The sequence below is a fragment of the Halegenticoccus soli genome (assembly GCF_002844195.1).
Taxonomy (GTDB): domain Archaea; phylum Halobacteriota; class Halobacteria; order Halobacteriales; family Haloferacaceae; genus Halegenticoccus; species Halegenticoccus soli.
This window is the reverse complement of sequence record NZ_PEND01000003.1, coordinates 453104-480060: the sequence shown is the minus strand read 5'-3', so window position 1 is coordinate 480060 and position 26957 is coordinate 453104. Positions and strand designations below refer to the sequence as shown.

Here is a 26957-nt window from a genome sequence, read left to right as displayed (position 1 = left end):
CGATGCTCACCACGCTTCCGATGGTGTTCACGCGTGGTTCGAAACGGCTCTGCCGTTTCGTCATCACGAAAGGCGCGTCGTGCCTTTCGAACGACGACACGAAGCGCGCACCGTCGGGTGTGGCCGAGTGTCCATCTGGGAGGAGTAGGACACTCCGAACCACCTGTGAAGGGAAGTCGCCTGCGGAGTCTGGAACCGCTATGCCCACGTCGGGTGCACGTGCCGACGCAGAACCAGGAAGCCCTGTCCTCGATAAGCGAGGGGCGAGTAGCCCCGAGCACGGTAGGACAGGGTAGTTCACGGCTACCACTTTCAAAGTGTGGAGCAGCGGAAGTCACCACGGGAGAGCTTCGCGGTTTTTGATCTCAGCTCGGAAACTCACGTGTTCAATTAGATTGCTTGCCCTGTCCAACCCTGCGGGACGGAGCTTTGTACTCAACGCGTAACCACCGACAGGAATCGTCCGCAGAGATCGTAGGATAGCTGCGAACGAGGAAACCACACGCTATTTTCGAGTAGAATACTTTCTATGCTATTTTACCTATTTGGGATATTTGAGCTCTTATCATGGTGGCGTCTATCTGGCACCCATAGATATATGTGCTCATGAGATTCTATTTCTGAATAGAATGACTGGGACGAATAGCAGGAATAGCTTAACTCGAACGAATAGTACGAATAGTACGACTCATCTAACTACCCCCTACCAATCGATCAACACAGACGGAACTTCACGGGCGGTTTCTGTCTGTATGCTCAAGGGTGGGGTAGGAAAGTCCACCATTGCAGTGAATCTCGCGCGACAACTGGCTGCTCACGGTCATGACGTGCTTCTTATTGATCTTGACCCGAACGGGCACGCTTCAGTCGGGCTCGGCTTTGACAACCACTATCATGATACAACCGAGAGTATCGGTGATGTCTTCTTCGATGACGCAGATCCTGCTTCTATCATTTATGAAACTGGCTATGAATTCGATCTTCTCCCATCGAGTGAGGACCTTGAGCAGGTTGAACGAGAAATCGTCGTCGGTGACGTCTTCCAACCGTCTGCCTTGTTGAAGCGAGAGGTTGTTGACCCGATGCTCGACGAGGTGTATGACTATGTCGTGACCGACTCTCCTGCGTATCGGTCACGGTTGACCGATAATGCCCTCGTTGCAACGACGAATTTGGTTCTGCCGCTCGCGCCTGGCAACGAGGCTATGTCTGGCCTTGAGCGAACTATTGAGCGGCAGATTGCTCCCTTGCGCAAACATCTGAACGTCGACGTTCTCGCACTCGTTCCGAACATGCTGAGTGAACGGATCGACCACCAGACCCAGGACCGCAAGCTCCTCGAACGACTCAACTCTCACGACAGCTTGCAGGATCGAATCCCGAATTTTGCACGGATTACTGACTGGGAGGCTGTCGGCGCTGGCGACAACGAACTCACACCAGGCATTCGAGACCGAACGAGCATCACGAAAGCATACGGAGAGCGGATGCCGCTCTTAGACTATGACCCCGACTGCGATCAGCTCAAGTGTTTCGCCGAACTCGCGCACATCGTCGAAGCTGGCGAGGTGGTGAGACATGACTGACGATCCATTTGCTGATCTCGGTGAGACACTAGAGGACACTCCCGACCAGCAAGACGAGTCTCAATCTTCTCAGCAATCATCTAATCCAGCAACTACGAGTACGACAACTAAGGATTACGATGGAGATCACCTAGAGGATCGTGACCCAATGACTGAGACGGCGTTCTCATATGAGGCAGCACTTCAGCGGCCTTTCTACGCCCGCAAAGAGACCATTGAGAACTTTGACTCATGGCTCAACTATGAGTTGGAGCGCGATCTTAATCAGCGAGGCTATCAGAACATCGTTGTTCGTGAAATGACTGATGCGTTGTTACGGACGGTAGTTGAAGAAGATCTCGTTGCTGAGGTCGCCGAACGGTTTGAGCAGGCACGCGAAGACGCGATTCAAAAATAGCACCAATAGATTGCTATTCTTGTTCTTAATACTGTCTTTTCTATTTCTTCTATTCATGCTATTTCTTAGTCCCGATTCAAGTCGCTTCGAAACTCCTGCTTCGTCTTGAGTTCATCAGTAGATGAATTCCAGAGTTCGTGTAAATCGTACAATCTTCTTGGAATATTCAAATAGCACAAATAGTCTATTGTTCTATCCTTACCCAACAGAACGCTAACCGAGTTTGATTCCATTAGTATTCGATATAGGTCGAAAGAGGCTCAATCTATATGTGGACAGAGGCCGAAGTAAGAGACATGACTGACGATACACGGGACTCAGGGAACGGGCTAATTGACCGCCAGACTACGGGTGAAGATCGCGTCCGAATGGTCGCTCGGCAGCTGGCCGAGCCGAAGACTGTCAACTGGATCGCATCAGAAGCAAAGTGGTCGCATGAACCGACGAAGCGGGTTTTGGAGCGTCTTGTCGACGATGGCATCCTTCGGCGGGATGACCGTGGTGCTCACACCACGTACTACCCAGATTACCGTCATCAGATGATGCAGGAGGCAATGCGACTCCGTGATGGGAGCCGCACTGCCGACGAGTTGACCAACCGACTCGCAAAGATGAAAGCCCAAATCCGAGAGTGGAAGACTGAGTTCAACGTCGACTCACCGAATCAACTCCGGGCAACACTCGCTGACGAGGAGCTTGGCCCCGACGAAGAGACCCGGCGACGTGACATCGCACGCGAGTGGGACCATCTCCAGCGACGCATCCAGGTCGTTGGCCTCGCCATCCGCGAGTGGGATCTCCTGACCCCTGCAGAACGCGCCGAGGCCGGTAACTGACGGATGTCAGTCCCCCACCCTGGCGGTGATCCGAACGCTCACTTGTACGAACAGCTCAAGCGTGACGTTCTTGACCGCGTCCCTTACGTAGCGACTGTCGAATACCTTCCGAACGACGTTGAGGCGAAACAACTGAAAGCGACGTTTGAACCGACTCGTCTTGACCCACCGACTGGGCCGAAGTCGCCGGAACTCATCGTTACGTGGTATCGCCAGAGTCCTCATGACTGGTTTCGCGTAAACTATAGCGATCCAAATACGGGATTTCATGCTGGATGGCATCAAGACGAAGATCACCCCGATCTCGGTCGTGCCCACTTCCAGTACTCGGCAGGGGAAGCTGAAGGTCGGTGGGGCGTCACATTTGAGCACGAAACCCCGTCTCTCATTCTTTGGGAGATCATAGAAGAGCTCCTTGAAGACGTTCTCCCGGAGTTCCATCAAGGGTTCTAATTTGTGGCTCAAGGTCAGAATAGCAGAAAGAGTAGCCTCTTTCTCCTATTCCCGACGCGTGCGAAAATTTGCCAAGGACTATCCTGGGCCCCCTCTTACTTCAGGAATTCCGCAAATCGAATAACATTCACAAATTGAAAGAATAGCCTAAATAGCATAGCCAGTTCGGAAGCTACCGTTGGGTTTTCTATGATCTTCCCTGAGGAGAGACGTCGCTGGTACCTGTCCTGAGACCCACATTAGCTTGTTTCTGTGAACTACCCTAAGGTCAAGTCTCAGGTACTCAGCCTGTATTATCTGTAGACTTGGCGCGGGAACTTCTCGACCATTCCTCGAAGTAGGAGACTGTAGGAGTTTTCTTGGCGAGACTCATTCGCAACTGCCAGAGCGCACGTTCTTTAATCAGTATGTGGTTTATGAAGTGTAGAACGGAACGATGGAGTAATCGCAGCTGGAAGGCGAGTCTGTAATCACTAGATTGGCAGTGGTTCAACGATGCAAGCGGCTACGATCAGTGCCAACGGTAAGAGTGCAATGAGAGATACGACGACGAAGGGCCTGAGTGGTTGGGTGGGTGCGACAGATCCACCCCCATTCTGATGGGATCGGCGGTATCTATCACCTCTTTTGGGGTGTTTTCTAGGACTAAAGTTCGGGAATAGTGGGTCGTCTGGTGGTTATTGGGAGCCCCATAGGTTGGGATTATATCTTATATCCGGAATTGTAGTGCTCAATCCCAGAGTGGCTGGCTACTCAACAAGCATGCCTCCAACGCGAAATGCAGTGCCGAGTTGAATTACTACGTACTGTCACCGCAAACTCTCGCAGTTCTGGATACAACTCACAGGCTCTAATTGTCTTCCTTCAGTAACGTCTAAGATGCTTTTGTGATCTAAATTATAGGGGGTCGTTCTCACGTGTACTCACCGGCACCAGTGCTCTCACCTCCAATTATCTGCGCTTTAGACGGTCTATAAACTCCATAGAGATATACGGACTCGAACCGCCCGTTAATGAAATGCCTGCCACCGACGATTAACGCTCACGTGGCAGCAGATCACTTTGAAAGTTTGAAAGAGTGAACGGGAATAAACTTGCTCGAAGCACTCTTCGAGTCCGACTTAGCACTCGGATTCGGAGGCGGCGGGGGCAGCAATGTTGTCGGCAGTATCCTACCTATCCAGCTTCCAGAACGGTACAGGCTCAACGTTGTGTTCGGCGGTATCGCACAGGTCCAGGACCGGTTTTGAACGATGCTCGTCTTGATCTCCAGTTCTTCGGGGAAGTGTAACTACAACCCGTCGAGAAGCGTAGCGGTGATGACGGTCTCCTCAGCCCTTCATGCAGAATATAAATAGGAAACCTGAACGCATTAGTGAGGACGTTCGACTTCCAGCGTTCGGAAACTGGCCATCTCGTTGCTGTCGGTGGCCGCCTAGAACAGTGAGGAGATGGTCATGGAGGCCTAACGACGCTGTTTTACGCTGGCGCTTTCATTGAGTCATCAGCCCACCCGTATGAAATACTACTTCTTCTGTGAGGGCAAAGAAACGTCGTGGATTGACACTCGGAGTTGGGATTTTACTACTTTGCCTACCTATGGTCTACCATGGAGTTCACTGTTGTTCAGGGAGACATCGCCACGCAACGAGCAGACGTCCTCGTGAACGCCGCAGGGACGAGTCTTCAGATGGGCAGTGGTGTCGCCGGCGCCCTTCGACGTGGCGCGAAAGGGCCGATCAATGAGGAAGCTGTCTCGAAGGGACCAGTCGACCTTGGCGAGGTTGCGGTCACTGACGCCTACGAACTCGATGCGGAGTACGTAATCCATGCGGCTGCCATGCCGCACTACGGTGACGGACGAGCGACGTCAGAGAGCATTCGCGACGCGACTCGCAAAGCGCTCAAAAAAGCTGACGAACTCAACTGTGAGTCGCTCGTCGTTCCAATTCTCGGAACGGGAGCCGCCGGCTTTGATTTTGAGTCTGGTGCCCAACTCGTCTGCGAAGAAGTTTGGGCGTACGAGCCGACGACACTGACTGATGTCCGCGTCATCGCGTACTCGGAGTCAGAATATCAGACCCTCGTCGAAATCGCAGACCAGTTCTAATCAAGACACTATCCTTGATAGTATGTGGTCGAATTACAACGTGGGCTATTCCTGCTGGCTGTTTTTGGTCACGCAACCGCCGTCTCGGACGCTTCCTAAACCGCATTGTCGACGGCTCTTCGGCCGTCGGTACTCACGGTCGCACTCACCAGCGCGATTTCGTCCTCGGTGACGGTGGCAGTGACGCCCCCGCGTAGCGGGGAGGGGCCACATTCGAGTTATACCTGGCGTAGGGAGGTTGCATGAGGGCAAAAGGTGAATTCTTACACGGCCTGACCGACGACGGTCGTCGAGTGTGGTTCCGAGACTCAGAAGACGATACGTTCGACAAGCCGACCGAGGAGACCGGGACGGTCTGATTCGTGAGTGTGGACGCCGAGTGCGGGACACTCTACAGCGTCGATCACCCGGTCGGTGGGGCTGCTTTGGAACTCGTACCGCAGCTTGTGGTTCCGGCTCATGACGAGGAACTCAGCCGATTGTGCGATGGAGCTGAGATCCTGTATCGAGCCATCGGTCTCGGCGATTTCGGTCGTGACGGGGGCCGAACACAGGTCAACAAGTTCCGAGTGGTAATCCTCAATAGTCCGCTTGAAATCAGTCGTGACTGAGGACTCGACCGCGTACACAAGCCGGACAGCCACACCCAGTTCGCTCGCAAGAGCATCTGCAATCCGGACCTTCGAGGGGTCGTACGGGCCTTGATCGGTCAGCACCGTGATTTCGGAGACGTCATCGAACTCACGATCTTCGACGAGGACGACGTCGCACGGTGCGTGGCGAAGAATCCACTCGACCGGGCTACCGAGGAATCGGTGGCGAAGTCGTCCCGGTTGACGTTCCATAAGGATCGCATCGGCTCGTTCGTGCTGCGCGAAGTTCACGATCGCGTGTCTTGTGTCGTGGCTGACTATTTCACCGTACTGGATCAGAACATCGAACTCCGCTGAAACGTGGTCCGTCTGTGCCTCAAATCGAAGATCGGCTGGCGACTGCGTTTCGGACGCGTAGTCGAGTGGGATCTGGTCCGGCACTTCGTCGAACTGCACAACTGTGACACCGCCATCGTGCTTTCGGGCCATGTCGGCAGCGATGTGAACGAGCCGCCGTTCGCGCTCCTCGGTTGTCCCTTCTGTAAGAGCAACAACGACATCGTAGGCCGCTGGAGCGAGCGACGCTTCCGTCCGACCGATGGCGCTTCGACCAGTCTTGCGGCGAATCGTGTCCACGGCAACACCTTCACGATCAGTTCGCGGGCGCGCATAGAACCAGTACCAGATGATACTCCCGCCCGTGATGACAACCGCACCAACGAGTGCGATCGTCCCCATCTGCGTAAGGAGCACGAGTCCACTGAAGATACCGAAGAGTTGCATTACTGGATAGAGCGGAGATTCAAATGCCGGCTCGTAGTCGTCGAGCTCGGCGCGGCGGAACGCGATTAGGGCCACGTTGATAAGGACGAACACGAGAATCTGGAATGCGCTTGCAAGCTTTGCAATTTCGAGGATCGGGACGAATGCAATCAGTACGAGCATTACGCCGCCGGTCAGCGTGATTGCCGTCGTTGGCGTTTGGAACCGATCGCTCACAGCAGCAAACCGAGCAGGGGCAAGGTTGTCTCGACTCATCGCAAAGGGATACCGAGAGGACGAAAGGATACCAGCGTTCGCGGTGCTGATGAGCGCAAGGATCGCCGCGAGAACGACCGCAATAACTCCCGCCTGCGCGAGTGTCGCGTCAGCGGCGATCGCCATTGGCGTTTCTGTCTCTGCGAGATCCTCGAGAGACGAGACACCGACCATAACGGCCACGATGAGTACGTACAAGATCGTAGTGAAGACCAGCGATCCAAGGATCCCAATTGGGATGTTGCGGCTGGGCCGTTCGACTTCTTCAGCGACGCTTGCGACCTTTGTCACCCCTGCATAGGATACGAAGACGAGCCCCGTCGCGGCGAGTAATCCACCAATGCCGTCGTCGAAAAATCCGTCGTACTGTGCCATCGTGACAGCAGGAGTCCCACCGAAAATGAACCAGACGAGTGCAGCGAGCATGACGACGACGATGGCGACTTGGAGTCGGCCAGTCTGTTTGACTCCGAGCATATTGACGACGATGAGGACGATTGCGAGCGTGAGCGCCACGGGTCTGACTGGCAAATCGAAGAGGAGAACGAGGTACGGAACGCCGCCGACGAGGGCCAAGGCACCCTTGAATGCGAGGGAGAACCACGTTCCGACGCCGGCGACAGTTCCCAGTAACGGTCCCATTCCCCGTTCGATGTATATGTACGTCCCGCCAGCCTCAGGCATCGCCGTTGCCATCTCGGACTTGCTCAACGCTGCAGGAACCACGAGCAGTCCGGCAACTAGATAGGCAAGAACGACTCCGGGACCTGCGATTTTGATCGCTAAGGCTGGGAGAATAAAAATTCCGCTCCCGATCATTGCGCCGATACTAATGGCCAGGACCGCGGGAAGGCCGAGGTCTCGTTCGAGATCTTTTGTCATTGGGTCTCTCGTTGGATGCTCACTCAGGTACTGATCTGTGACAGGTGGTTACTTCTTGTTCGACGAGCGTCCCCGTCCACGGTACCCTCTTGAGAGAGTACTTTATCATCGAGGCCGTGTTGCGTGTTGTACCACTCATCAGAGATATTGACTTGAGAGATGAAGAAAACGTCCCTACGAGGGTCACAAACCGATTCAAGAAAGACATCAAACGCCTAGGGCATAAACGACTCGAATTCCATCTCAGGGACACCCACGCAAATCGATAGGGAGCAGAAGACCGCCTTCATAATGGGAGCGAGGAGAAACCGAATTCATGACGACTACGCATCGTGGTGACGACCATCCAAGCCAAAAGACCCGATTTCAGAGGGTATTTACGTCGTGGCCGTCAGTCTCCACGTAACCGAAATACGCGTTGTCCCCGAGAAGGCTATGTAACCCAGACACGTCGATTATTGCGATTCCATACTGATCGACTGTCGAAATCCTAGTTCATACCTCCTCTCCTTCACCAGGCGTACTTTGACGAGTTCTGGGACTGCTCTGATCGGACCCCAACTATGGAAATCGAAATTGCGACCATTGGCGGCTACGAAGAAGTTGGCCGTCAGATGACGGCTGTCCGTGCCGGCGACAACATCGTTGTCTTCGACATGGGACTCAATCTCTCGAAGGTACTGATTCATGACAACATTGCAACCGAGCGCATGCACTCGCTCGATCTTATCGACATGGGCGCAATCCCCGACGATCGAATCATGTCCGAGCTTGAGGGCGACGTCCAAGCGATTGTTCCTACGCACGGCCATCTCGACCACATTGGCGCAATCAGCAAACTAGCGCACCGGTACAATGCACCGATCGTTGCTACCCCGTTCACACTCGAACTTGTTAAAAACGAGATTCAGGACGAGGGGAAGTTCGACGTCCAGAACGACCTTCTCGAGATGGACGCTGGCGAAACAATGAAGATCGGTGAGCGGTGTGAACTCGAATTCGTCAACGTTACCCACTCGGTTATTGACGCTATTAATCCCGTTCTCCACACCCCGGAAGGCGCCGTCGTTTACGGTCTCGACAAGCGCATCGACCACACGCCCGTCATCGGCGATCCGATTGATATGGAGCGCTTCCGAGAGATCGGTCGGCAAGGGAACGGCGTACTCTGTTACATCGAAGATTGCACAAACGCGAACAGGAAGGGCCGTACACCAAGTGAGGCTGTCGCCCGAAGTCAGCTCCAGGACGTTATGCGGAGCCTCGAAGAGTATGACGGTGGCATCGTTGCGACGACGTTCTCGAGCCACATCGCTCGTGTAACGAGTCTTGTGGAATTCGCTAAAGACATCGGCCGCCAGCCCGTTCTCCTTGGTCGGTCAATGGAGAAATACTCCGGAACGGCCGAACGGATCGGCGCCGCAACGTTCCCCGATGATCTCGGGATGTACGGACATCGGAAGTCCATCGATCGTACGTTCAAACGGATTATGGACGAAGGCAAAGAGCACTTCTTGCCCGTTGTGACGGGCCATCAAGGCGAACCGCGCGCGATGCTTACTCGGATGGGACGCGGTGAAACGCCGTACGAACTCGATCAGGGTGACAAGGTGATTTTCTCTGCCCGCGTGATCCCCGAACCGACGAACGAGGGCCAGCGGTACCAATCTGAGAAGTTGCTCGGAATGCAGGGCGCACGGGTGTACGATGACGTCCACGTTTCGGGCCATCTGGCACAAGAAGGCCACTACGCGATGCTCGATGCGCTCCAACCCCAGCACGTCATCCCTGCTCACCAGAATATGAGCGGGTTCTCCGGCTACGTTGATCTGGCCGGGAGTCAGGGGTACGAGATCGGCCGTGATCTCCATATCACCTCGAATGGAAACATTCTCCAGTTAGTCTAGGTCGGCGGGGTCGTATTCCCAACTATCATCCGATGTTGGGTGGCTGGTGGTGTTGGTCCGGCCGGATTTACAAGAAGCCCGTGACATCGACGTCGAAATCGTCGACGAAGAGGCCCAGCTCGGTCGATAAACGGGGGCGGAGGTGCGAACAAACGTGATCGTCTCTGATCGCGAGCCCGAGGACGAACTCGTTGACCTAGCGGCGGAAAACCAGAACGATCTCATTGTGATGGAGACGAGTATCCGCCCGACGTCGCGACGGGCGTTCCTCGGCCACACCTCCGAATATATCATCCGAAATGCGGACTCCGCTGTCGCCGTGGTGAGTTCGACCTAACGACTATCGTATGTGACCCTCTGCGCCTTCACTTGCGCCGTTCTTTATCCATTTATGTTCTATATGATATTTTATGTCTGACACATAGTGCGAGCGCCATACGAGTCAAAAATAGGGCGAAAGAGCAGACATCAGTCCTGTCTGGGGAGCAGACTCCCAGCGGACCTGTTCATTCGTTCTACCACGTATGGCGACCGTGGGACCTCCGGTGTGCCTGCGGAACGAATCACCGGAGAGAGTCTCTACGTGCCCTCAGCCGCAAAGCCTCATCGGGCACGTACCGTTTTCACCCGCTTGGCTGAGTCTCACACCTGGCGAGCGTATTGATACTAGCTTGTCTTCACTCAATTCGCTTAATCGTTGGGGTTCCGTGCCGAACGTGATCTATAGTACGATACGGATGTTTATTGAGGGGTGGAAAAAGAGTACTCTGCATTCTACAGTCACAAGTTGCCCGACTGGCTCGCTATCCCAGTTATCGTACGTAGGGTAGATAAACGAACTCCAAGTGCTATTGAGCAAGCGACAGGGCAGAATACGTAGTGATATAGTTCAAGAGTAAGAACTCGGGCGTAATGGTATCGCCGGCTGTTTCCTGTCCTGAGTGTGGCGAGCACTGTGAGGTTGAACTAGATACGTACAGAATCTTCGAGTTGGCATGCGAAAACTGCCAAAGTGTCGCGAAAGGCGAGTACCACAAGCTGTCCGAGCAAGTCGTTTGGCGGTGGATCAGACAGCCGAGGTAATCAAGTCACTACTCCCCACACGAGACTAACTTCTTAACGCTTATTTTGTCTGTGTCGAATTACTGTAGTAGCGGGATGGGATAGCCAGGAGATTCCGCCAGGCTCATGATCTGGAGACCGGTGGTTCAAATCCACCTCCCGCTATCGATAGATCTCGCTTCCTCAATCTGAGGTAGTTCGTCCTGAAGAGCTCGACTTCTCCACTCTACCCAGCGCTCAGAGATAGGAGTAAGTCGCTTCTCGTTGCTAACTCCAGCCTTAATCGGCCGAGAACCAAAGGGGATGCGTCTCAAAATAACAAGAGCCGTTTTCCACGTTTATTTCACCCTGACAGCGTACTCACTGAACTAGTCATTCTGCCCTCGTTATTTTGCTGGCTTCAGAAGCGCTTTTGCTTTTCTGCGGTAAGCAGAGATCAGATGGGCTCACGAGAGTTTCAATTCTATTCGCTGTATTTGACTCGATTTGCAGCCAGTCTCGGATTCATCTCCGTCCTTACGCTCCTTCCTACCTATATCGACATTCTCAACCCCTCGGGATTTGTCGTGGGACTGTTTATCACTGCCCTTGCTGTTGGCCGGACGGTAGCTATCGTTCCGTTGGGGTGGGCAGGGGACAGATACGATAAGCGAACACTGCTCCTGGGTGCACTTCTCCTGAGCATTGCATCGTATCTCTTCTTCGCGGTGATCTCAACGAGCATTGGGTTCATCGCCGCACGGACACTTCAAGGACTCGGCATCGTCGGCACTGGACTCTTGAGTTTAGCCTTGATTGGTGAATTGGCACCGACTACCGATCGCGCAACCTACATTGGAAAGTACAATTCCTGGCGGATGGCGGCCGGTATCATCGGGACACTCGGTGCAGGGGTGCTGTACACCCACTATGGGTTCACCGCTGTGTTTGTGATCCTCGCGCTGTTGCTCATGCTCGCATTCCTCGGTGTCTGGCGGTATCTCGATGCAGACGATACCTCTGTTGGTGGCTTTGCGTTCGCTGAACTTGCCTTCAATAAACGAATCCTTACGCTGACAAGCTTTCGCGCGCAGTACGCCGTTTCCGTGACACTCGTGCGTAAATGGATCCCGATTTATGTTGGTGTGTCAGCAGCCCGTGGCGGGCTCGGACTGAGCGCCTTCATCGTTGGTACTGTCCTTGCGGTTGAGAAATTCACGAATATGCTCTGTCAGCCCTACACTGGCCGTCTTTCTGACCGGTTTGGTCGGGCTCTCTTTGTGTTTGTCGGGGGCGGGCTCTATGGCCTCCTCGCGCTTGCCATTCCGTTTGCTCCAGCGCTTGGCCAGTTGTTAGGGCTTCCTACAGGGGTACTCGGGCTCGGCCAGCAGTCGGCAACATACCTTGTCGTGATCCTTTTAAACGGACTCCTCGGCGTGGCGGATAGTTTCCGTGAACCTGCGAGTATGGCACTGTTTGCTGACGAAGGCATTGGAGAGGGTATTGCCAGTAGCTTTGGGATTCGGTCGCTTGTCTGGCGGCCAGGCACTATTATTGCTCCTCTCATTGGGGGCTATCTCATGAGTACGAGTGGAATGGAGTGGGTCTTCTTCCTTGGTGGTGCTGCTGCACTGAGTGGCGTTCTTACCTTCTTTTTCGTTCTCTCATCCCAATATGGGCGCCATGCGCTCACCCACTGGTGAATTTCTCGGAAGTCGCTTGTAACGGTGCTTTGGCCCACTCCCATCACTTCTGACGAGCGGAGAACGCTCGAATCAGAGCTGAATAATCGACCGGATCAGACAGACTTTGCGGAAACGAAGCGTCCTAGGATTTATACATGACTGACGTCATCGCACAGCTCTCTTCTACAGGCGGAGCAGGCCGGGTGCCTCGGGGCTTGACCCCGAGGCAGTTCACGGAGAATCCTACATAAATCGAGTGAGTTAGCATCACCGAATCAAGCAAACAGACAGGTATCTGGAACCAGTACGTCTAACTATGGCTCGCCAAGTTACCCACGCTACCGGTGTCTTCCTCGGCCTCGCCTGTGGTGACGCACTCGGTCGTCCAGTCGAGGGATTGTCAGCCGATCAGATTCAAGCCACCTATGGGACACTCACTGAGATGGTGGGAGGTGGCGTCCACGACCGTTCACCTGGGACAGTAACTGACGATACGGAGTTGGCCTTATGTATTGCACGGAGTTTGGCACACCAAGGCACCTACGATCCCAAAGATATCGTAAGCCGCTTTGTCGAGTGGTATAGAGAGGGCGCATTTGGCGGTGGACGGATGACACGGAAGGTTCTCCACCGAATTGATGCAGGCGAACCGTGGGAGATCACTGGGAAACGCGTTTGGAGCGAAAGTGCTGAAGGGACGAATGCTGGCAATGGAAGTGTGATGCGATGTGCACCGCTTGCCGTCACGTATCCAACTAATTTCGGTTTTCTTGACTCTGTGAGTCGGCATTCGTCGCTTCTCACCCACGCTGATTTGCGCTGTACGTACGGGTGTTCAGTGCTGAATCTCACGCTTGCTGGAATTCTCACCGGCCGTGAAGACCCTCTTTCAATTGCACTGAGCCGTGTAGAGGAAGACGCACCACGCGAACTCATTGAAACGCTTTCTGCTCTTCCTGACGACGTCGATCCCGCAGCTCTCGAGCCATCGGGATACGTGGTGGACACGCTTCGGACAGCACTCTACTATGGGCTTACTGCTCCTGATGCACAATCTGCAATCATCAATGCGGTCAATGCCGGAGGTGATACTGACACGGTCGCAGCTATTGCAGGGGCGGTCGCTGGTGCCAGACACGGTGTCTCCTCGCTTCCGCAACGCTGGATCGATACGGTCGACCATTCCAATGAATTGACGCAGCTTGCTCGTACTCTCTGGAAGCAAGTTGATGCCACGGAAGCCAGCGACCTTTTCTCGAGATAATGCTTCTCAGTCTGATCATTGAAAACGCATAGTGTTGGAGCTGTTTGTGTGGTTTTTGTGGAAGTCCCTCAGTGTCAACAGACACGTGAAATGGTCCGAAGGGCTCAGAGGCACGAGAGGGCCTGATGTGGGCCTGAATACTAAGTGACAAATTTCAGTTATATAGCTTTGGGACCAAGTTCAACTCACTTCTAGTCGTTAATACTGGTGCCAGCGAGCGTTCGTGCGAAGAATTAAGTACAACGCGCAATAGATTAGAGGTAGTCACCGTAGGTGAACTAACGTCGCTTCATGGTGGGTAGTGCCCAATGAGGCCTGTCCGGCTGAGGGTAACTCGTCTGATGACGAGGTGGTCAGTCACAAAAGTCAGTGCCCTGCCGTGATCTCTTCACAGGCAGGAACTCCGTACATCTCCTCGTCACTACATCAAAACGACCATCGTGACATTCTCCACCTAATCAAGTTCTTAACAGACCGTGTATTCGCACGCCGGAGAAAAATTTATGTGAACCAATCTACTCTTATAGTGTACCTTTCGGATACCGGTGATCACTATTACTAACTCACCTCAATCACAAACCATCGATACGAAGCGGAATTGGCTTCGACATGCTCCCCCGAGTGTGAAACTCGTCTACTGGGTGCTCGAACGTGACGGACCAGCATCCCCGCAAACACTTCTAGAGGCCACACTTCTCCCCAAACGAACGATCCGCGATGCTGTCGCGGACCTGGATGCAGCCGGACTAATCGAACGGAGGCCAAACCCCTTCGATGCGCGAAGCGTCACATACCACCCGGTAGAATCTAATCTCTTCCCAATGAGGTGAATCGTCTCCGTGATCTCTGCGGGAGGTTTTCAGAGTACTTTCTCCTCTAACCTGATGACGTCCATCTGGACTCGCTGTACTGGTGGTGATAGCGTTCGCCGTCTCTTGGGGCACTTACGTACCAGCGGGAGGTGGTTTTCCAAACGTTTTTAAACTTGAACTGACTGTAACTGAATAACTTCATCCGGTATCTCAACGGAGAGGGGATCTCTATCGGTCGTTCCACTCATCATTACCAAAGACGGTGGGTGTGAAACCGATACCTCTCGTGTTCGGCCTTCAAACGATGTCTTCCGGAAAATAGGTTTCAAAATGGTGTACAATTGGCGAACAAATGCTCATGACAATAGTCGCTATGGACTCCCAACCACTTCCCCCACCTGCCCGATCGACCTATGACATCAGATGACCTTACTGAGTTGAAGGAGACGATTGAAGCCGAACTACCTGCTGGTCTGTCGGTTACAGATGTCATGTATGAGGGACCCCAACTGATTGTCTATACTGATACACCACAGGAGTTCGCAGAACATGACGGACTCGTTCGACGGCTTGCTAGAACGCTCAGAAAACGACTTACTATTCGGCCAACGTCAGATGGGCTTGTTCCCGTTGGAGAGGCAAAGTCGACAATTCTCGACATTATCCCCGAAGAGGCCGAAATTGGAGACCTTGAGTTCTACCCAGAGACGGGTGAGGTTTTAATCGAAGCCGAAAAAGCCGGTCTCGCGGTCGGAAGACATGGAAGTACCCTACGAGAAATTACTCAAGAAGTCGGCTGGACTCCAGAAGTTCTTCGAACACCGCCAATAGAGTCATCGACTGTTTCCAACGTCCGCAATTTCCTCAAGCAAGAACGAGCGGAGCGACGTACCTTTCTCAAACGGGTTGGAGATCGTATTCATCGAACCTCGACCCATGAGACAGAGTGGGTTCGCGTCACAACGCTTGGCTGCTGTCGTGAAGTGGGTCGAGCCGGGTTCATCCTCAGTACGCCAGAAACCCGGATCCTCATTGACTGTGGCGATAAACCTGGTGCTGAGGGTGAAGTCCCATATCTCCAAGCACCGGAAGCCAATCCTCTCCCCGATCTCGATGCGGTTGTTCTTACTCATGCCCACTTGGATCACAGTGCTCTCCTTCCATTGTTATTCAAATATGGGTATGATGGGCCGATCTACACAACCGCCCCAACTCGCGATCTCATGGGACTCCTGCAGCTTGATTATCTCAGTGTTGCGACGAAGGAAGGCCGGACGCCCCCGTATACGAGTGAGATGGTTCGAGAGGCGCTCAAACATACAATCACTCTCGAGTATGGCGATGTGACGGACATTGCTCCGGATATTAAACTCACGCTACACAATGCAGGACACATTCTTGGAAGCGCAATTGCTCACTTCCATATCGGTGACGGCCTCCACAACATCATCTTCTCTGGGGATATTCATTACACGAAGACGCGACTCTTCAACGGTGCTGTTACTGATTTCCCACGCGCTGAAACACTCATCCTGGAGTCAACGTACGGTCGACGGGGCGATTACCAAACAGACCAAGAGGACAGCGAAGAACGGTTACTCGAACTAATCACCGAAACGTACAACAATCAAGGGAAAGTGGTCATTCCATCGTTTGCTGTTGGACGGTCTCAGGAGCTCATGTTAGTGCTGGAGGAAGCGATGCGCACTGACCGCATTCCGACGATGCCCATTTACCTCGACGGAATGATCCGCGAAGCAACCGCTATTCACACCGCATATCCCGAGTTCCTTCGTGATGGACTTCGTCGACAGATCCTTCATCAAGATCATAATCCCTTCCTTGCAGAGCAATTCCGGCAGGTCGATGGTGGGGAAGAGATGCGTGAGCGCATTGCGAGTGGAGACCCCTGTATCATTCTTTCGACGTCTGGGATGGTCACGGGTGGGCCAATCATGTCGTGGCTTGAACTCTTAGGACGTGAGCCGACGAATACACTCATCTTTGTCGGCTATCAGGCCGCCGGAACACTTGGTCGGCGTCTCCAGAGCGGTAATCGTGAACTCCCCCTGTCTGATCAATCTGGAAGGACGACACGAGTTACACTACGCTTCCGTGTTGAGTCTGTCAGCGGCTTCTCTGGCCATGCTGACCGTGCTGGCCTTGAGGAGTTTGTGAAAACGATGAATCCGCGCCCGCAGACGATTCTCTGTGTACACGGTGATGAAGACGCAACTGATCAGCTCTCTTCAGCTCTCTATCAGAAGTTTAACGCACGAACGTACGCCCCCCGGAATTTGGAAACGTTCCGATTCGTGTAACAGACTGACCGCTTCTCTCTGAGATCCGCTGTGTACGGAGATATACGGTTCCAGTATCATCTTTCTGGAAGCGAAACCTATTTTAGCCTAACCAACGTGATTGTAAGGCGTACAACGGTGCGGTCCGCCCGTTCTCTGTGCCCTGGATTGCCCTACCTCGGGGGCTTTCTTGACGGTACGAGGTTCGGACACCCACTGGGTCTGCTTCCGTCCGGTGAGGCGGCGATCAGTGGGCCTCTCTGGCGGAACTCACGCCCCTCCACTTCAACACTGAATCCATCCATGATAACAGAAACCGACCTGCCCTGCGCAGACTGTGGCACAGAGTTGACCGAGATCCCCCTTGATCTCCGTATCCGTCCTGAAAACGGGGATGGGAGCGAGCAACCACGCCTTCTCGTCGCTAAGTGTCTACACTGTGGTGCTCGGTACTACCCTGCTAAAACTCTCTCTCAACTCGCTTCATCTCCGACCAAGACCGCTGAACGCAGCGAGAGTGGTTGATCCTATGACGCCGCCTCAGGATTCGGAAGACGAGTCGAGCGTCACCGAGTTACTGTCGACTGTGACGCCTGGAAGTACCTTGCTTGTTACTGGGCCGTTTGATCTTACGGGCTCTGGACTCTGCCTTCGGTTACTGTGCCAATACGGCACTTCTGCCGAGAGTGCCCTTATTGTGACGACACAGGAAAGCGCAGAAACAGCGATTGACCGGTATTCATCGCTGTCTGCTGCGGACGATTCCCCCTCAATTGGACTCATCGATACAACGTCGCCTCAATACGTTCGTGCGGTGTACGGTGATTCCCCGGTCATGTTTATTCCCTCTTCAAGTGATCTTGAACGTCTTGCTCTTGGTCTTTCCGAGCTTACGCATCTTGAAGCACTTCGAGCGACGCCGCGACATCTCGCTATTTGCTCGCTTGATCCGTTGTTAGCAACTACGCCTACTCCGCGTGTTAAGCGGTTCCTTGAACGACTTTCAGCTCTCCGTGCAAACGGTGGAATCGCGCTCTACGGGGTCGATTTTGCTGCTCACGACAGCAGTACACTCAGCGACATTTCGCACATCGCTGATGCTGTCGTATGGGTTTCTCGGACTTCTACGGGGGCTCTGAAGTTTGAGCTCGAGTCAACGCGGTCATTTGCACACCGCTAACGGATCCATTCACTCATTGTCCATGACGGAACTCTTTTTTACCGGTCGAGAGACCTGCGGTTCGTTTTCGTCGTTGGTTCCGTCATATGTGAGTTCATACTTGAGCTCTTCATTCGGCGTTCGAACTTCAAGAATCGTCTTTTTTCGGCCATTGATAAACGTATAGTGGAGGAGAATATCGGAAGGATATCCGAATTCGCGGACAACACAGTCGATTGCCTCTTGGACGGCTTGAGCATTAACTCCTCCACTCCGTGTTTCCTCTGTCATATAGACGCGTTATGAGGAAGTTGCTATTTACTTTGCGGTGACTATGTTATTATCAATCCTCTCATTCTGGTCTCTCTTCTAAATCCTCATGTGGCCGAGATTCAGCGTGTGGTCAGCTTCTTCTACGGTTTTAGAAAGGAAACATAGAAATATCTAATGTGACTCAGAAGTCCACTCCCTGTTGGTGTGGTGATGACGAAGTTTACCCCCGAACCGAGCCCCTTGTGACGACGCTCATAGCCGAGCCACACTCTATTCAGGAGGATCGAGGTCCAACTGCGCTCTACGAGTAGAACTTTCTCAGAGTGTTCCTGAAGATGCGCTTCGAGCGGGTTTTATTAGGGCGTAATCGTATCTACCTGTATGCCTCGGGAATTCATCTCGGAGTACGGACTCGACCCGGGAGACTATATGCAGCGTCTCGTTGATCATGTCTCTACTCGATGCCCGAAGTTTTCCGAACAAATCGTGGAAGAAGCAATCTTTGTAGACGATGGTCCACTCGATTTTCTCGTTTGGTTCGCACTCGATAACTACCGGAGTCACACATTTTTCTACCAGGATGACGATCCCACTCCTGAAGTGTTAGAGCAGTTCATCTTTCTCTCACCCTCAAAGCGAGAAATGTCCCAATTCAAGACGTTTTTACGAGAGCACTATTCTGTCTATCGCGAACTCGAGACAGTACGGCTGCTCGAACTCCCCGATACGTACCTTCCTCAACTCGGTGATCGGCCACGAGCGAACCTCGGCGTCTGCCACGAACCGTCGAGTGATCGAATTGTCTTTGGTCTGAGCTGTGAACCACGAATCCAAGAACAGGAAATCCTCGAGGATGCTGATAAGATCGTTCCTGCAAAGAACCTGGAGAAGTTCGTCTCACAAGCTATTCAATCCGTACATACGCAAATCAAAGAGGACGCCGACCGCCACACGATCGCCGCGAACGTTCGTAAACAGCTCGAGCAGGATCCAGATTTCAGATATGAGACGACCAAATCTATTCCGAAGGGGATTCATCCGAAATATACTGGTGAAGCGGCTGAATTGTGGCAGAAGCCTGCCTCTCGAGTTGACTACATGGTGGGATCACAAGGGTTCCTCCAAATTTGGATTCCCGTCGACGAAGAGGAGATAACGCTTGTGAGTGCAACAGCAGGTGAGTATGACCGGGACGCAATCGTTGATGCAATACGGAAAGACTTCGAAGGGCTTGTTGTTTGATTGGCGAAAGGATTGGTCCCTTCCACTCTTTTGTTAACAATCCAGTGGGTGTATAGTTGAATCGAGTACCAGTTTTGGTGCGTAACGTGAAAGCAGGCACAAAGCCTCGTCCTTTAGGGCGGGGGGATGTCAACGAGTGTAATCGGATACTTTTAGTCTCAGGACCGTGATCAGCACATATGGGATTTGGGAGCTATGACGAATCCGAGCAGCAGAAGCACGAAGTCAACGATGACGATGATGAGAGTGAAGGTGTGAACGTTCACGTAAACGAACACGAAGGGACGGTTTCGTTCGAATCTGGGTCATCAGTTACTGACCTCGTTAGTAAACTCTCCGATATGAAAAAAACCGAAGACTAGTCGCGCAATCTCTTTTGGTGGTCTCGCTACCAGCCTGGGTTGGTCTTTGGCCCACAGATATCCGTCTACCTCTCATCAAGCTACGTCCCTCCCCTCACCGGGTAGGTGTAATCGAACCCTCTCAAATCAGAGTGACTCTCTGGTTATACCTATGGAATGTGCCTCCTTGTGCCATTCTCAAGTAGCACTCCCGCTCTCGTTTTGATCTGTGACAAACTCCTTGGAAAAACAGGAGAAAAAACGCTCAACACCTTCTGAATGTACAAGTATGTTCATTGAGCGTCCGTAACTTCTAATACGCTGCCAGTGATTCACTTCAATATTCGCTTAGAGTCATCTCCCGCCCTCCGTTACAATCATATGATTGTAACTCGGTCGAAATTCCTCCCGATCCTCGACGATTCTCCGTATTCGTAACTGGTTTACTCCATCCCGTTTGAGTTGTTCCTATGCAGGTTACAGATGTGGAGACGTTTGTCGTCGATGCGGACTGGCGAAACTGGTTCTTCGTCCAGGTAGAAACCGACGAGGGGATCACCGGCGTCGGAGAGGCGCTGAGTGGTGAAGGGCTGACCGCGGCGCTCGAGGCAACAGCCGAGGCGCACAAACACTACGTCATCGGTGAGGATCCGCTGAACCGAAAGCGGATCAATCGGATGCTCCGTCGGTACCCGTTCGCGTGGCGGGCGGGCAAACTCATCAACGCCGTCGCCGCCGCGATTGACATCGCACTGTGGGACATCGCCGGCAAGTACTACGGCGAGCCGGTGTGGAAGCTGCTCGGTGGGAAGGTCCACGACGAGATTCCCGTGTACGCGAACGGGTGGCACATCGGCGAGCGGACGCCCGAGAACTACGCCCACCACGCGGAGAAGGCCGTGAAAGAGCAGGGGTATCCCGCGCTGAAGTGCGATCCGTTCGCCCACTACGAGTACTCGCTCACGAACGACCAGATCGGCGAGGTTGCCGACCTGCTCGAAGCAGTCCGCGACGCTGTTGGCTGGGATGTCGGCATCGCGCTCGACTGTCACGGCCGGTTTACCCGCCGCGGTGCGATCGACGTCGCGAACGCGCTCGGAGAGTACGACATCATGTTCCTCGAAGAGCCGGTCGAACTCGAAGACAAGGAGGTGATGGCTGAAGTGACCCGTCAGGTCGACATGCCCGTCGCAACTGGCGAACGGCTCTACAATAACGAGACTATCGAGGAACTCTCTCGGGTGCAAGCGTGCGATATCATCCAGCCCGACGTGACGAACTTTGGCAGCCTTCAGGAGTTACAGCACGCCGCGGCGATCGCGAAGGCGCGCTACATGACGTTCGCGCCGCACAATCCCAACGCGGGCGTGAGCACGGCCGCAGCGCTGCATCTCTGTGCAGGAATTGAGAACCTCGAAGTGCTCGAACACATGAGCCGAGATGTTGAGTGGGGAGACGAGATCGTGAAGCACGACTTTGAGGTCGAAAATGGCGCAATCGCTGTACCTGACAAGCCAGGTCTGGGCGTCGAGTTCGATGCTGATGCTGCTCGTGCCTACCCCGGAGAACCGAAGGATAGCCACAGTTTGTTTGATAAAGAAGGAGCTTTGAAACGACCCTAGGTAACAGTAGTCGTTCTCACAGTAGTGCTGATTCTTGCTCGTCTGTCCGCCTCGAAGGGTTGGATATTGGCCTTGGAGATTCCGACTCTCCTTCCCAAGCAGTGTTTCTGTAGGATCTACCGACAGTTCTTGCAGTGATTCGTACCACGTCGCTACAGATCCGTTGCGTGATTATTGAACTACAGGAGGCAAATTCCTGCGCAAAACAAAATTCACTTATATACGTTTCACACACCGACAGATGTGACTCAACAAGTAGTTGTCCTCGGTGCCGGCTATGCCGGGGCAGGTGCGGTCAAATCGTTTGAGAAGGAGATCGGCGACACCGAAGCGGAGCTCACGTGGGTCTCAGAGCATGAGTATCATCTTGTCCTCCATGAGGTTCACCGTGCCATCCGTGATCCAAGCGTTGAATCGAAGATCGCCCTCCCCATCAGCGACATCAAGTCCGCCGAGACGGACTTCATTCAGGGGCACGTTAAAAACATTGATACTGAAAACCGTCTGGTCGAACTTGACGAGAGGACAGTCGAGTACGACTATCTTCTTGTCGCGCTCGGCAGTGCAACGGCTTTCTACGGGATTGATGGCCTTCGTGAGCATTCATTGACCTTGAAGAGTCTCGAAGATGCGCGGACTATTAACGAGCAGATTATAGCTGCTGCGCAGGCGAGCACCCAAACCGATCCAGGTCAGATACTTATCGGTGGTGCAGGGCTCTCAGGTATTCAAGCTGCAGGCGAAATCGCGGAGTACCGCGATGACCAAAATGCGCCAATTGAGATCACGCTTGTGGAGGGACTTGATCGGATCTTCCCTGGGCAGGATCCAGAGGTCCAAGGTGCACTCCGTAAACGTCTCCTCGAGAAGGACATTAACATCTTGACGGGAGAGTTCATTTCAAAAGTTAACGACGAGACTGTTTATCTTGGCGGGGGTGAAGAGGAAGACCCACAGGAACTGGTGTATGATGTTCTTATTTGGACTGGTGGAATTACCGGCCAAGAAGAGCTGACCGACGTAGAGCTTGAGAAGAACGAGCGAAGCAATCGTCTGTTTGCAGGGACGGACTTCCAGACCAGCGATGAGCGTGTGTTCGCGATCGGTGACTCGGCGCTCATCGATCAAGGAACTGACTCTGTTGCGCCACCCACTGCACAGGCTGCCTGGCAGGCAGCCGAGGTAGCCGGTGAGAATCTCGCCCGTGCTGTTCGTGGTGCTCCACTTAAATCATGGGTTCATAAGGACAAAGGTACCGTTATCTCAGTTGGCGAGAAAGCCGTTGCCCATGACGTCACGGGCGTTCCCCTTACCACGTTTGGCGGACCAGGGGCGAAACTCCTCAAAAAAGCGATTGCTGCACGGTGGATCGCTGACGTTACCTCAGCCAAGCGCGCAGCCATTGCGTGGGAGAGCCTCTAAGACGCCCTAATTATTGAATATTCAACCTAAATATAGATCACGCTCCAATTCATATAGAAGATCGTAGCGGGTATATATCCGTTAACATTGAATGCAGAGGAAGGCGCTGATACTCAAAACAGACAGCAAGTGAGTTCTTGACATCCTCCTCCGCCTGAAGACGGAGGAATCCCGACGGCGTTTGGGATATTATGGTTTGCAGTCTCCCACTTGTTCCTGCGGTTGGAATCCGCTGGACAAGTCGTGAAGGTAGACTCCGGGCTGTGCCAACCAGCCGGTACTCCTATCTTCGTCTAAACTGGCCGAAGACTCGGAGTTACTTTCGTTGATGTCGAATCGGATGTTCTCCGCCCCGTTCACGTCAGCGTTGAACGCCGCATCACACTCCTCACAGACGTATAGGCCACGCTCGACACGCTGACGGTCGTCTCCTCTCCCGCACACGCAACACGTCTTACTCGTGTCGCGTTCGGACACTTCAGCGATCTTGATGCCCTCGACCTTGGCCTTGTATTCGAGAATCGAGGTGAAGCGGTCGAACGCCCACCCATGCAAGTCAAGGTTCCCGTGCTTCCCCCAGTTCTTTGACTTGTCGTTCTCGTCTTCACGGACGCCGCTCAACGCACCAACGTTGATATGGCCAACCTCTCGCTGCACACACCGTTCAACGATGTGTTTGGCGAGGTTGTGGAAGAAGTGGGTTCGGCGTTCCGACCACTTGTGGTTGAGCCGCGTGGCGCGGTCGCCGCCCGAATCATCGCACTTGGCGATCTCCTTCGGGAAGTAGTACCCGTCTTGTTTCAAGCGGTTGCCGGGGTACAGGTCGGCTTGTTCGGTGCTGTATGCGATGGCGGCGAAGTTGCAGATACCAAGGTCGATACCCGCTGTTTCCTCGCCGGGTGAGTCGGGTGTCTCGATCTCGTCTTTGCAGACGAGGTGCAGTTCCCATCGCTCCTTCGCCTTGTCGTAGACGGCGCGAACCTGTTGCAGGTTCTCAACCGTGACTCCGGGGCGCGTCTCGTACTCGACAAGGATGTACTCCAACGCTCTCGGGTGTGCCTTATGATTCACACCCTTCGAGAGTCGCACACGGTTGTTTTTGGCATCGTGCTTAATACCGTTCTGCTTCCACGTCACCGTCGAGCGAGGATGCTCTTCGTGGACACGGTTGCCATCATCGTCGTAGTAGTTCTTTTTGCGGTAGTCGGGGGGATTCGCTCGACTGTCTGACTTCCTCTTTTCGTACCATGAGTTGAAGGCTTCAGCGAGTTCCTCCAGAACGCGCTGACTGGACTGACTCTGTAGCCCCTTGTACTTTGAGTGACCCTTCAACTCGGCTTTGAGATCGCCATGGTCGGGAATCTCCTCCGTTTCCTCCCAGACTTGCCGGGAGTAGTAGTTGGCGACGTTCTAGAGTTTGCTAGCACTCCACCCGTGATGGTCGAGCATCTCAGCCACTTGGCTGTGGTTGAGGATGTTCGCTCGATGGGTTCGGTGGACTTCCAGCATCTGAAACGTTTGTATAAGCGCTTATACTCTATCCTCTTGTAAAGATTTGGGGTGAGAACAGTGGAATATCCGGCCCTGTTATCGACGGTGGACTGTGCAGGTGTTGTCGAATTCATCCTGCGTCTAAAGGCACGGGTATTCTCCTCGAATCTCTATAATGCCTTCTGCGTCAAGATCATATGCAGTAGCCACTGCGAGAGCACCGAGATCAACTCGGGCGATAGCTCCGTGTCCAAGGGCACCAGCGACACCACTCCCCAACTGAAGACTTGTACCTGTGGTGTTCACGAGTGCATTAGCGCTTTGAGGGACGATATCGCCTTGGATAACGGCGAACTCTATACATCCATCACACTATAGGTTCGTATAAAAAGCCGATTTACGAAGGAACCCACTTCTCAACACAGTGGCGTGAACAGAGTTCGACCTGACATGGCTCCGCTTCAATATCAGTTGGCTGTGCGGGCCGAAGAGTCACAACATAATGGCCGATATTCAGACTAACTGGTGAGCCACAGTTTGCGCACTCTGTTTCCTCATTCGTCCAGACGGCACGTCGGGTGACATTTTCAATATTCCAATCAGTCTCGCTTCCACAGACCGTGGTCTTTCGTCGGCAGTTCGTCATTGCCTGTTCTTCTAACTGACCCTCCGTACACAAGTGCTTCGGTTAAATGACCGTTCCTAAGTATTTCAGGTCAGGCTCCTCCTTGCCGGTTCGCTTGACTGGGAGGTGAGTGAAGCGCTACTGTAGGCGTATCTCGTACTTCCGCTCAGTTTATGCGATGTCTGCAGACGAGTCGGAATGGGCCCGGGTGATTTTAGTCTACAGAGCCATTATGGCTGACTATGGGATTTGGGAGTTACGATGAGTCTGAACAGCAGAATCACGACGTTAGTACTGAGCGCGAAGAAAGCGAAGGTGTGGACGCTCACGAACACGATCACGATGGAGAACTCACGTTTGAATCGGGATCATCGGTCAATGATCTCGTCAATCGACTCGAAGAAATTAAGGCGACGTCTGAAAACGAGGAGTAAGGGCTAACTTTGGCGCAAGAGGTACAGAGACTATTTTGCGACCTAACTCGGACAATCGTTGCTATCTCGGTTCTACAATTTGATGTCTGAAACATCTTCGACCTCAAATTGGTGGATTGTCGGTTCACCACTGAGTAGGCGTGGCAGTGCTTCCTCAAACTCTCGAAAGTGCGCTGTTTCCGTATGTGCCGTAAATGCAGCTTCGTTCTTGTACAGTTCAAAGAACCATATAAGGTGTGGATCTGTGATGTCTATTGTGGCATGATACTTGATTATTCCCTCTTCCTGCCGGGACTGTTCAGCAAGATCTTCGATAAGATCCAGTGCTTCGGTGCGACGATTCAAATCGATAGGAAACATCGCATGAAGTACGATCATTCCATTTGGCATATCATCTTGACCATATAAAATACATCCCCATTCATTATAGATTCAATGAAAAGATAACATATATTCATCTCGGGTAGGAAGAAATAGGCTGGATCGTCAAGCGCCATGACTTGCCCGCACGAACAGAAAACACAATCTCGGAGATAGAGGGGAGCTCTACAAAGAAATTCATGTAATTTACGTATTTTGAAGTATTTGTTGAACTTAGGTGATAATTTACTAGAAATTCATGCGGTTAGAATCCCGTTTATGCTTGACGACAGGTAAACTGTGTCCCCTCTATCGCTGGTGCCGCGCCAGGCTTCACCGATAAACGGTGCGGGGGGTATGCGGATATCAATAATATTGAATTTAATAGAGTCTGTTATTAGGTGATGTTATTACTCTCCTTCGGACGGCTTCTCCTCAACTAACAAAATTAATCAGAGAAACCTCGCCACCACTCTTGTAGGTCTCTTTCTTCCCTGTCGCTACTACTATGTACTTGCCCACCACCCTACAGAGCAAGGAGTTTACCATGAGTGATCAGTTCAAACCAGAGGGATATTCGAGTGTCTCGCCATACTTGGTAGCTGAAGACGCAGAGCGTCTCATCGACTTTCTCACGACCGTATTTGGCGCGACTACCCTTCGTCGATATGAGCGATCTGATGGGTCCGCTATGCACGTTGAACTGCGAATTGACGACACAGTTGTCATGCTTGGGGAAGGAACTCACACCCCCCCAGTAGGCTCGTCGATGGTCCATCTTTATGTCCTAGACGTTGATGTCGTCTATCAAGAGGCGCTTTAAGCTGGTGCTCTCGTTGTCAAGCAGCCACAACAGACAGATGCGGATCCATATCGGCGAGCCATAGTAGAAGGTCCCGAGGGCAATCTCTGGGTGATTGCAACACGCAGTGAGTGAGTTGACGGCGGTTTACGGTTGTTCTCACGATTCAAGATGTCGTCTGTAATCGAAGTTATTTGATCTTGAAGCCTTCATTCTAGTTTCAAACGATTCCACTGAACCTGCCCCCAATGACGCTCCAAATAAAATTGTTGCTAGGTAGCA

General features: G+C 53.0%; 21 protein-coding genes, 1 tRNA gene and 2 pseudogenes. 19 read left to right on the top strand and 5 right to left on the bottom strand.

What is annotated here, in order from left to right; translation table 11 throughout:
- Positions 1 to 629 precede the first annotated feature (629 nt).
- The 5 genes from CNO20_RS10825 (at position 630) to CNO20_RS10805 (ending at position 5382) form a co-directional block, all read left to right on the top strand.
- Complete coding sequence (locus CNO20_RS10825; protein WP_101296124.1) at positions 630 to 1586, top strand: ParA family protein; 957 nt, start codon at positions 630 to 632, stop codon at positions 1584 to 1586.
- Positions 1579 to 1983: a DUF7970 domain-containing protein gene (locus CNO20_RS10820; RefSeq protein ID WP_101296123.1), complete on the top strand. Its 405-nt coding sequence runs from the start codon at positions 1579 to 1581 to the stop codon at positions 1981 to 1983. The genes CNO20_RS10825 and CNO20_RS10820 overlap by 8 nt, the downstream gene beginning before the upstream one ends.
- A 296-nt stretch (positions 1984 to 2279) precedes the next feature.
- Positions 2280 to 2819, top strand: a complete 540-nt coding sequence (locus CNO20_RS10815; protein WP_101296207.1) for a DUF7342 family protein — start codon at positions 2280 to 2282, stop codon at positions 2817 to 2819.
- Positions 2820 to 2822: 3 nt separating this feature from the next.
- A complete protein-coding gene (locus CNO20_RS23830; protein ID WP_101296122.1) occupies positions 2823 to 3272 on the top strand; it encodes a hypothetical protein in 450 nt (149 codons plus the stop codon).
- 1609 nt (positions 3273 to 4881) lie between these two features.
- Positions 4882 to 5382, top strand: a complete 501-nt coding sequence (locus tag CNO20_RS10805; RefSeq protein WP_101296121.1) for a macro domain-containing protein — start codon at positions 4882 to 4884, stop codon at positions 5380 to 5382.
- A 308-nt stretch (positions 5383 to 5690) separates the two neighbouring features.
- Here the strand turns inward: CNO20_RS10805 and CNO20_RS10800 are convergent, their stop codons facing one another.
- Entirely contained in the window at positions 5691 to 7895 is a 2205-nt protein-coding gene (locus tag CNO20_RS10800; RefSeq protein ID WP_101296120.1) for an amino acid permease, read from the bottom strand.
- A gap of 563 nt (positions 7896 to 8458) precedes the next feature.
- Here CNO20_RS10800 and CNO20_RS10795 point away from each other — a divergent pair.
- The 8 genes from CNO20_RS10795 (at position 8459) to CNO20_RS24515 (ending at position 18084) form a co-directional block, all read left to right on the top strand.
- A complete protein-coding gene (locus tag CNO20_RS10795) occupies positions 8459 to 9802 on the top strand; it encodes an RNase J family beta-CASP ribonuclease (RefSeq protein ID WP_101296119.1) in 1344 nt (447 codons plus the stop codon).
- Between the two features lie 142 nt (positions 9803 to 9944).
- Entirely contained in the window at positions 9945 to 10139 is a 195-nt protein-coding gene (locus tag CNO20_RS10790; protein WP_101296118.1) for a universal stress protein, read from the top strand.
- Between the two features lie 815 nt (positions 10140 to 10954).
- Positions 10955 to 11029: transfer RNA gene (locus CNO20_RS10785), tRNA-Met, on the top strand.
- A gap of 275 nt (positions 11030 to 11304) precedes the next feature.
- Positions 11305 to 12546 carry an MFS transporter gene (locus CNO20_RS10780; protein WP_101296117.1) on the top strand — a complete coding sequence of 414 codons (1242 nt, stop codon included), beginning with the start codon at positions 11305 to 11307 and terminating at the stop codon, positions 12544 to 12546.
- Positions 12547 to 12844: 298 nt separating this feature from the next.
- Positions 12845 to 13792 carry an ADP-ribosylglycohydrolase family protein gene (locus CNO20_RS10775; protein WP_101296116.1) on the top strand — a complete coding sequence of 316 codons (948 nt, stop codon included), beginning with the start codon at positions 12845 to 12847 and terminating at the stop codon, positions 13790 to 13792.
- A gap of 545 nt (positions 13793 to 14337) precedes the next feature.
- Positions 14338 to 14622, top strand: a complete 285-nt coding sequence (locus tag CNO20_RS24350; RefSeq protein ID WP_394337254.1) for a MarR family transcriptional regulator — start codon at positions 14338 to 14340, stop codon at positions 14620 to 14622.
- A 395-nt stretch (positions 14623 to 15017) separates the two neighbouring features.
- Positions 15018 to 16925 (top strand): beta-CASP ribonuclease aCPSF1, encoded by a 1908-nt coding sequence (locus CNO20_RS10765; protein ID WP_101296114.1) that lies wholly within the window; start codon positions 15018 to 15020, stop codon positions 16923 to 16925.
- A gap of 373 nt (positions 16926 to 17298) precedes the next feature.
- Positions 17299 to 18084 (top strand): RAD55 family ATPase, encoded by a 786-nt coding sequence (locus CNO20_RS24515; RefSeq protein WP_449405044.1) that lies wholly within the window; start codon positions 17299 to 17301, stop codon positions 18082 to 18084.
- A 9-nt stretch (positions 18085 to 18093) separates the two neighbouring features.
- Here the strand turns inward: CNO20_RS24515 and CNO20_RS22620 are convergent, their stop codons facing one another.
- On the bottom strand, positions 18094 to 18354 hold the full coding sequence (locus CNO20_RS22620) for a hypothetical protein (protein WP_143423197.1): 261 nt from the start codon (positions 18352 to 18354) through the stop codon (positions 18094 to 18096).
- Between the two features lie 363 nt (positions 18355 to 18717).
- Between CNO20_RS22620 and CNO20_RS10760 the strand changes: the two genes are divergently transcribed.
- The 4 genes from CNO20_RS10760 to CNO20_RS10745 all read left to right on the top strand — a co-directional run bounded on the left by CNO20_RS10760 (position 18718) and on the right by CNO20_RS10745 (position 22963).
- Positions 18718 to 19578: a hypothetical protein gene (locus CNO20_RS10760; protein ID WP_101296113.1), complete on the top strand. Its 861-nt coding sequence runs from the start codon at positions 18718 to 18720 to the stop codon at positions 19576 to 19578.
- A gap of 179 nt (positions 19579 to 19757) precedes the next feature.
- The gene (locus CNO20_RS10755; RefSeq protein WP_101296112.1) at positions 19758 to 19940 is read left to right on the top strand and encodes a DUF5786 family protein; all 183 of its coding nucleotides are present in this window, start codon (positions 19758 to 19760) and stop codon (positions 19938 to 19940) included.
- Between the two features lie 449 nt (positions 19941 to 20389).
- Entirely contained in the window at positions 20390 to 21541 is a 1152-nt protein-coding gene (locus tag CNO20_RS10750; protein ID WP_101296111.1) for a mandelate racemase/muconate lactonizing enzyme family protein, read from the top strand.
- 243 nt (positions 21542 to 21784) lie between these two features.
- A complete protein-coding gene (locus tag CNO20_RS10745; RefSeq protein ID WP_101296110.1) occupies positions 21785 to 22963 on the top strand; it encodes an NAD(P)/FAD-dependent oxidoreductase in 1179 nt (392 codons plus the stop codon).
- Between the two features lie 189 nt (positions 22964 to 23152).
- On the opposite strand, the pseudogene CNO20_RS10740 reads toward CNO20_RS10745, so the two are convergent.
- Positions 23153 to 24472: pseudogene (locus CNO20_RS10740) on the bottom strand (RNA-guided endonuclease InsQ/TnpB family protein).
- Between the two features lie 153 nt (positions 24473 to 24625).
- A pseudogene (locus tag CNO20_RS23825) lies at positions 24626 to 24814 on the bottom strand (macro domain-containing protein); the annotation flags it as partial.
- 507 nt (positions 24815 to 25321) lie between these two features.
- Between CNO20_RS23825 and CNO20_RS23820 the strand changes: the two are divergent.
- Complete coding sequence (locus tag CNO20_RS23820) at positions 25322 to 25513, top strand: DUF5786 family protein (RefSeq protein WP_101296109.1); 192 nt, start codon at positions 25322 to 25324, stop codon at positions 25511 to 25513.
- 72 nt (positions 25514 to 25585) lie between these two features.
- Here CNO20_RS23820 and CNO20_RS10730 read toward each other — a convergent pair whose 3' ends face one another.
- Positions 25586 to 25903, bottom strand: a complete 318-nt coding sequence (locus CNO20_RS10730) for a putative quinol monooxygenase (RefSeq protein ID WP_233204122.1) — start codon at positions 25901 to 25903, stop codon at positions 25586 to 25588.
- A gap of 478 nt (positions 25904 to 26381) precedes the next feature.
- Between CNO20_RS10730 and CNO20_RS24345 the strand changes: the two genes are divergently transcribed.
- Positions 26382 to 26696, top strand: coding sequence for a VOC family protein (locus tag CNO20_RS24345; RefSeq protein ID WP_101296107.1), 315 nt, complete (start codon positions 26382 to 26384; stop codon positions 26694 to 26696).
- The last annotated feature ends 261 nt before the right edge of the window (positions 26697 to 26957 follow it).

Excerpts from the sequence above, each read along its gene's own strand:
- CNO20_RS10825 (WP_101296124.1), top strand. The coding sequence starts at position 630 with ATGACTGGGACGAATAGCAGGAATAGCTTAACTCGAACGAATAGTACG.
- CNO20_RS10820 (WP_101296123.1), top strand. The coding sequence starts at position 1,579 with ATGACTGACGATCCATTTGCTGATCTCGGTGAGACACTAGAGGACACT.
- CNO20_RS10815 (WP_101296207.1), top strand. The coding sequence starts at position 2,280 with ATGACTGACGATACACGGGACTCAGGGAACGGGCTAATTGACCGCCAG.
- CNO20_RS23830 (WP_101296122.1), top strand. The coding sequence starts at position 2,823 with ATGTCAGTCCCCCACCCTGGCGGTGATCCGAACGCTCACTTGTACGAA.
- CNO20_RS10805 (WP_101296121.1), top strand. The coding sequence starts at position 4,882 with ATGGAGTTCACTGTTGTTCAGGGAGACATCGCCACGCAACGAGCAGAC.
- CNO20_RS10800 (WP_101296120.1), bottom strand. The coding sequence starts at position 7,895 with ATGACAAAAGATCTCGAACGAGACCTCGGCCTTCCCGCGGTCCTGGCC.
- CNO20_RS10795 (WP_101296119.1), top strand. The coding sequence starts at position 8,459 with ATGGAAATCGAAATTGCGACCATTGGCGGCTACGAAGAAGTTGGCCGT.
- CNO20_RS10780 (WP_101296117.1), top strand. The coding sequence starts at position 11,305 with ATGGGCTCACGAGAGTTTCAATTCTATTCGCTGTATTTGACTCGATTT.
- CNO20_RS10775 (WP_101296116.1), top strand. The coding sequence starts at position 12,845 with ATGGCTCGCCAAGTTACCCACGCTACCGGTGTCTTCCTCGGCCTCGCC.
- CNO20_RS10765 (WP_101296114.1), top strand. The coding sequence starts at position 15,018 with ATGACATCAGATGACCTTACTGAGTTGAAGGAGACGATTGAAGCCGAA.
- CNO20_RS24515 (WP_449405044.1), top strand. The coding sequence starts at position 17,299 with ATGGGAGCGAGCAACCACGCCTTCTCGTCGCTAAGTGTCTACACTGTG.
- CNO20_RS22620 (WP_143423197.1), bottom strand. The coding sequence starts at position 18,354 with ATGACAGAGGAAACACGGAGTGGAGGAGTTAATGCTCAAGCCGTCCAA.
- CNO20_RS10760 (WP_101296113.1), top strand. The coding sequence starts at position 18,718 with ATGCCTCGGGAATTCATCTCGGAGTACGGACTCGACCCGGGAGACTAT.
- CNO20_RS10755 (WP_101296112.1), top strand. The coding sequence starts at position 19,758 with ATGGGATTTGGGAGCTATGACGAATCCGAGCAGCAGAAGCACGAAGTC.
- CNO20_RS10750 (WP_101296111.1), top strand. The coding sequence starts at position 20,390 with ATGCAGGTTACAGATGTGGAGACGTTTGTCGTCGATGCGGACTGGCGA.
- CNO20_RS23820 (WP_101296109.1), top strand. The coding sequence starts at position 25,322 with ATGGGATTTGGGAGTTACGATGAGTCTGAACAGCAGAATCACGACGTT.
- CNO20_RS10730 (WP_233204122.1), bottom strand. The coding sequence starts at position 25,903 with ATGCCAAATGGAATGATCGTACTTCATGCGATGTTTCCTATCGATTTG.
- CNO20_RS24345 (WP_101296107.1), top strand. The coding sequence starts at position 26,382 with ATGTACTTGCCCACCACCCTACAGAGCAAGGAGTTTACCATGAGTGAT.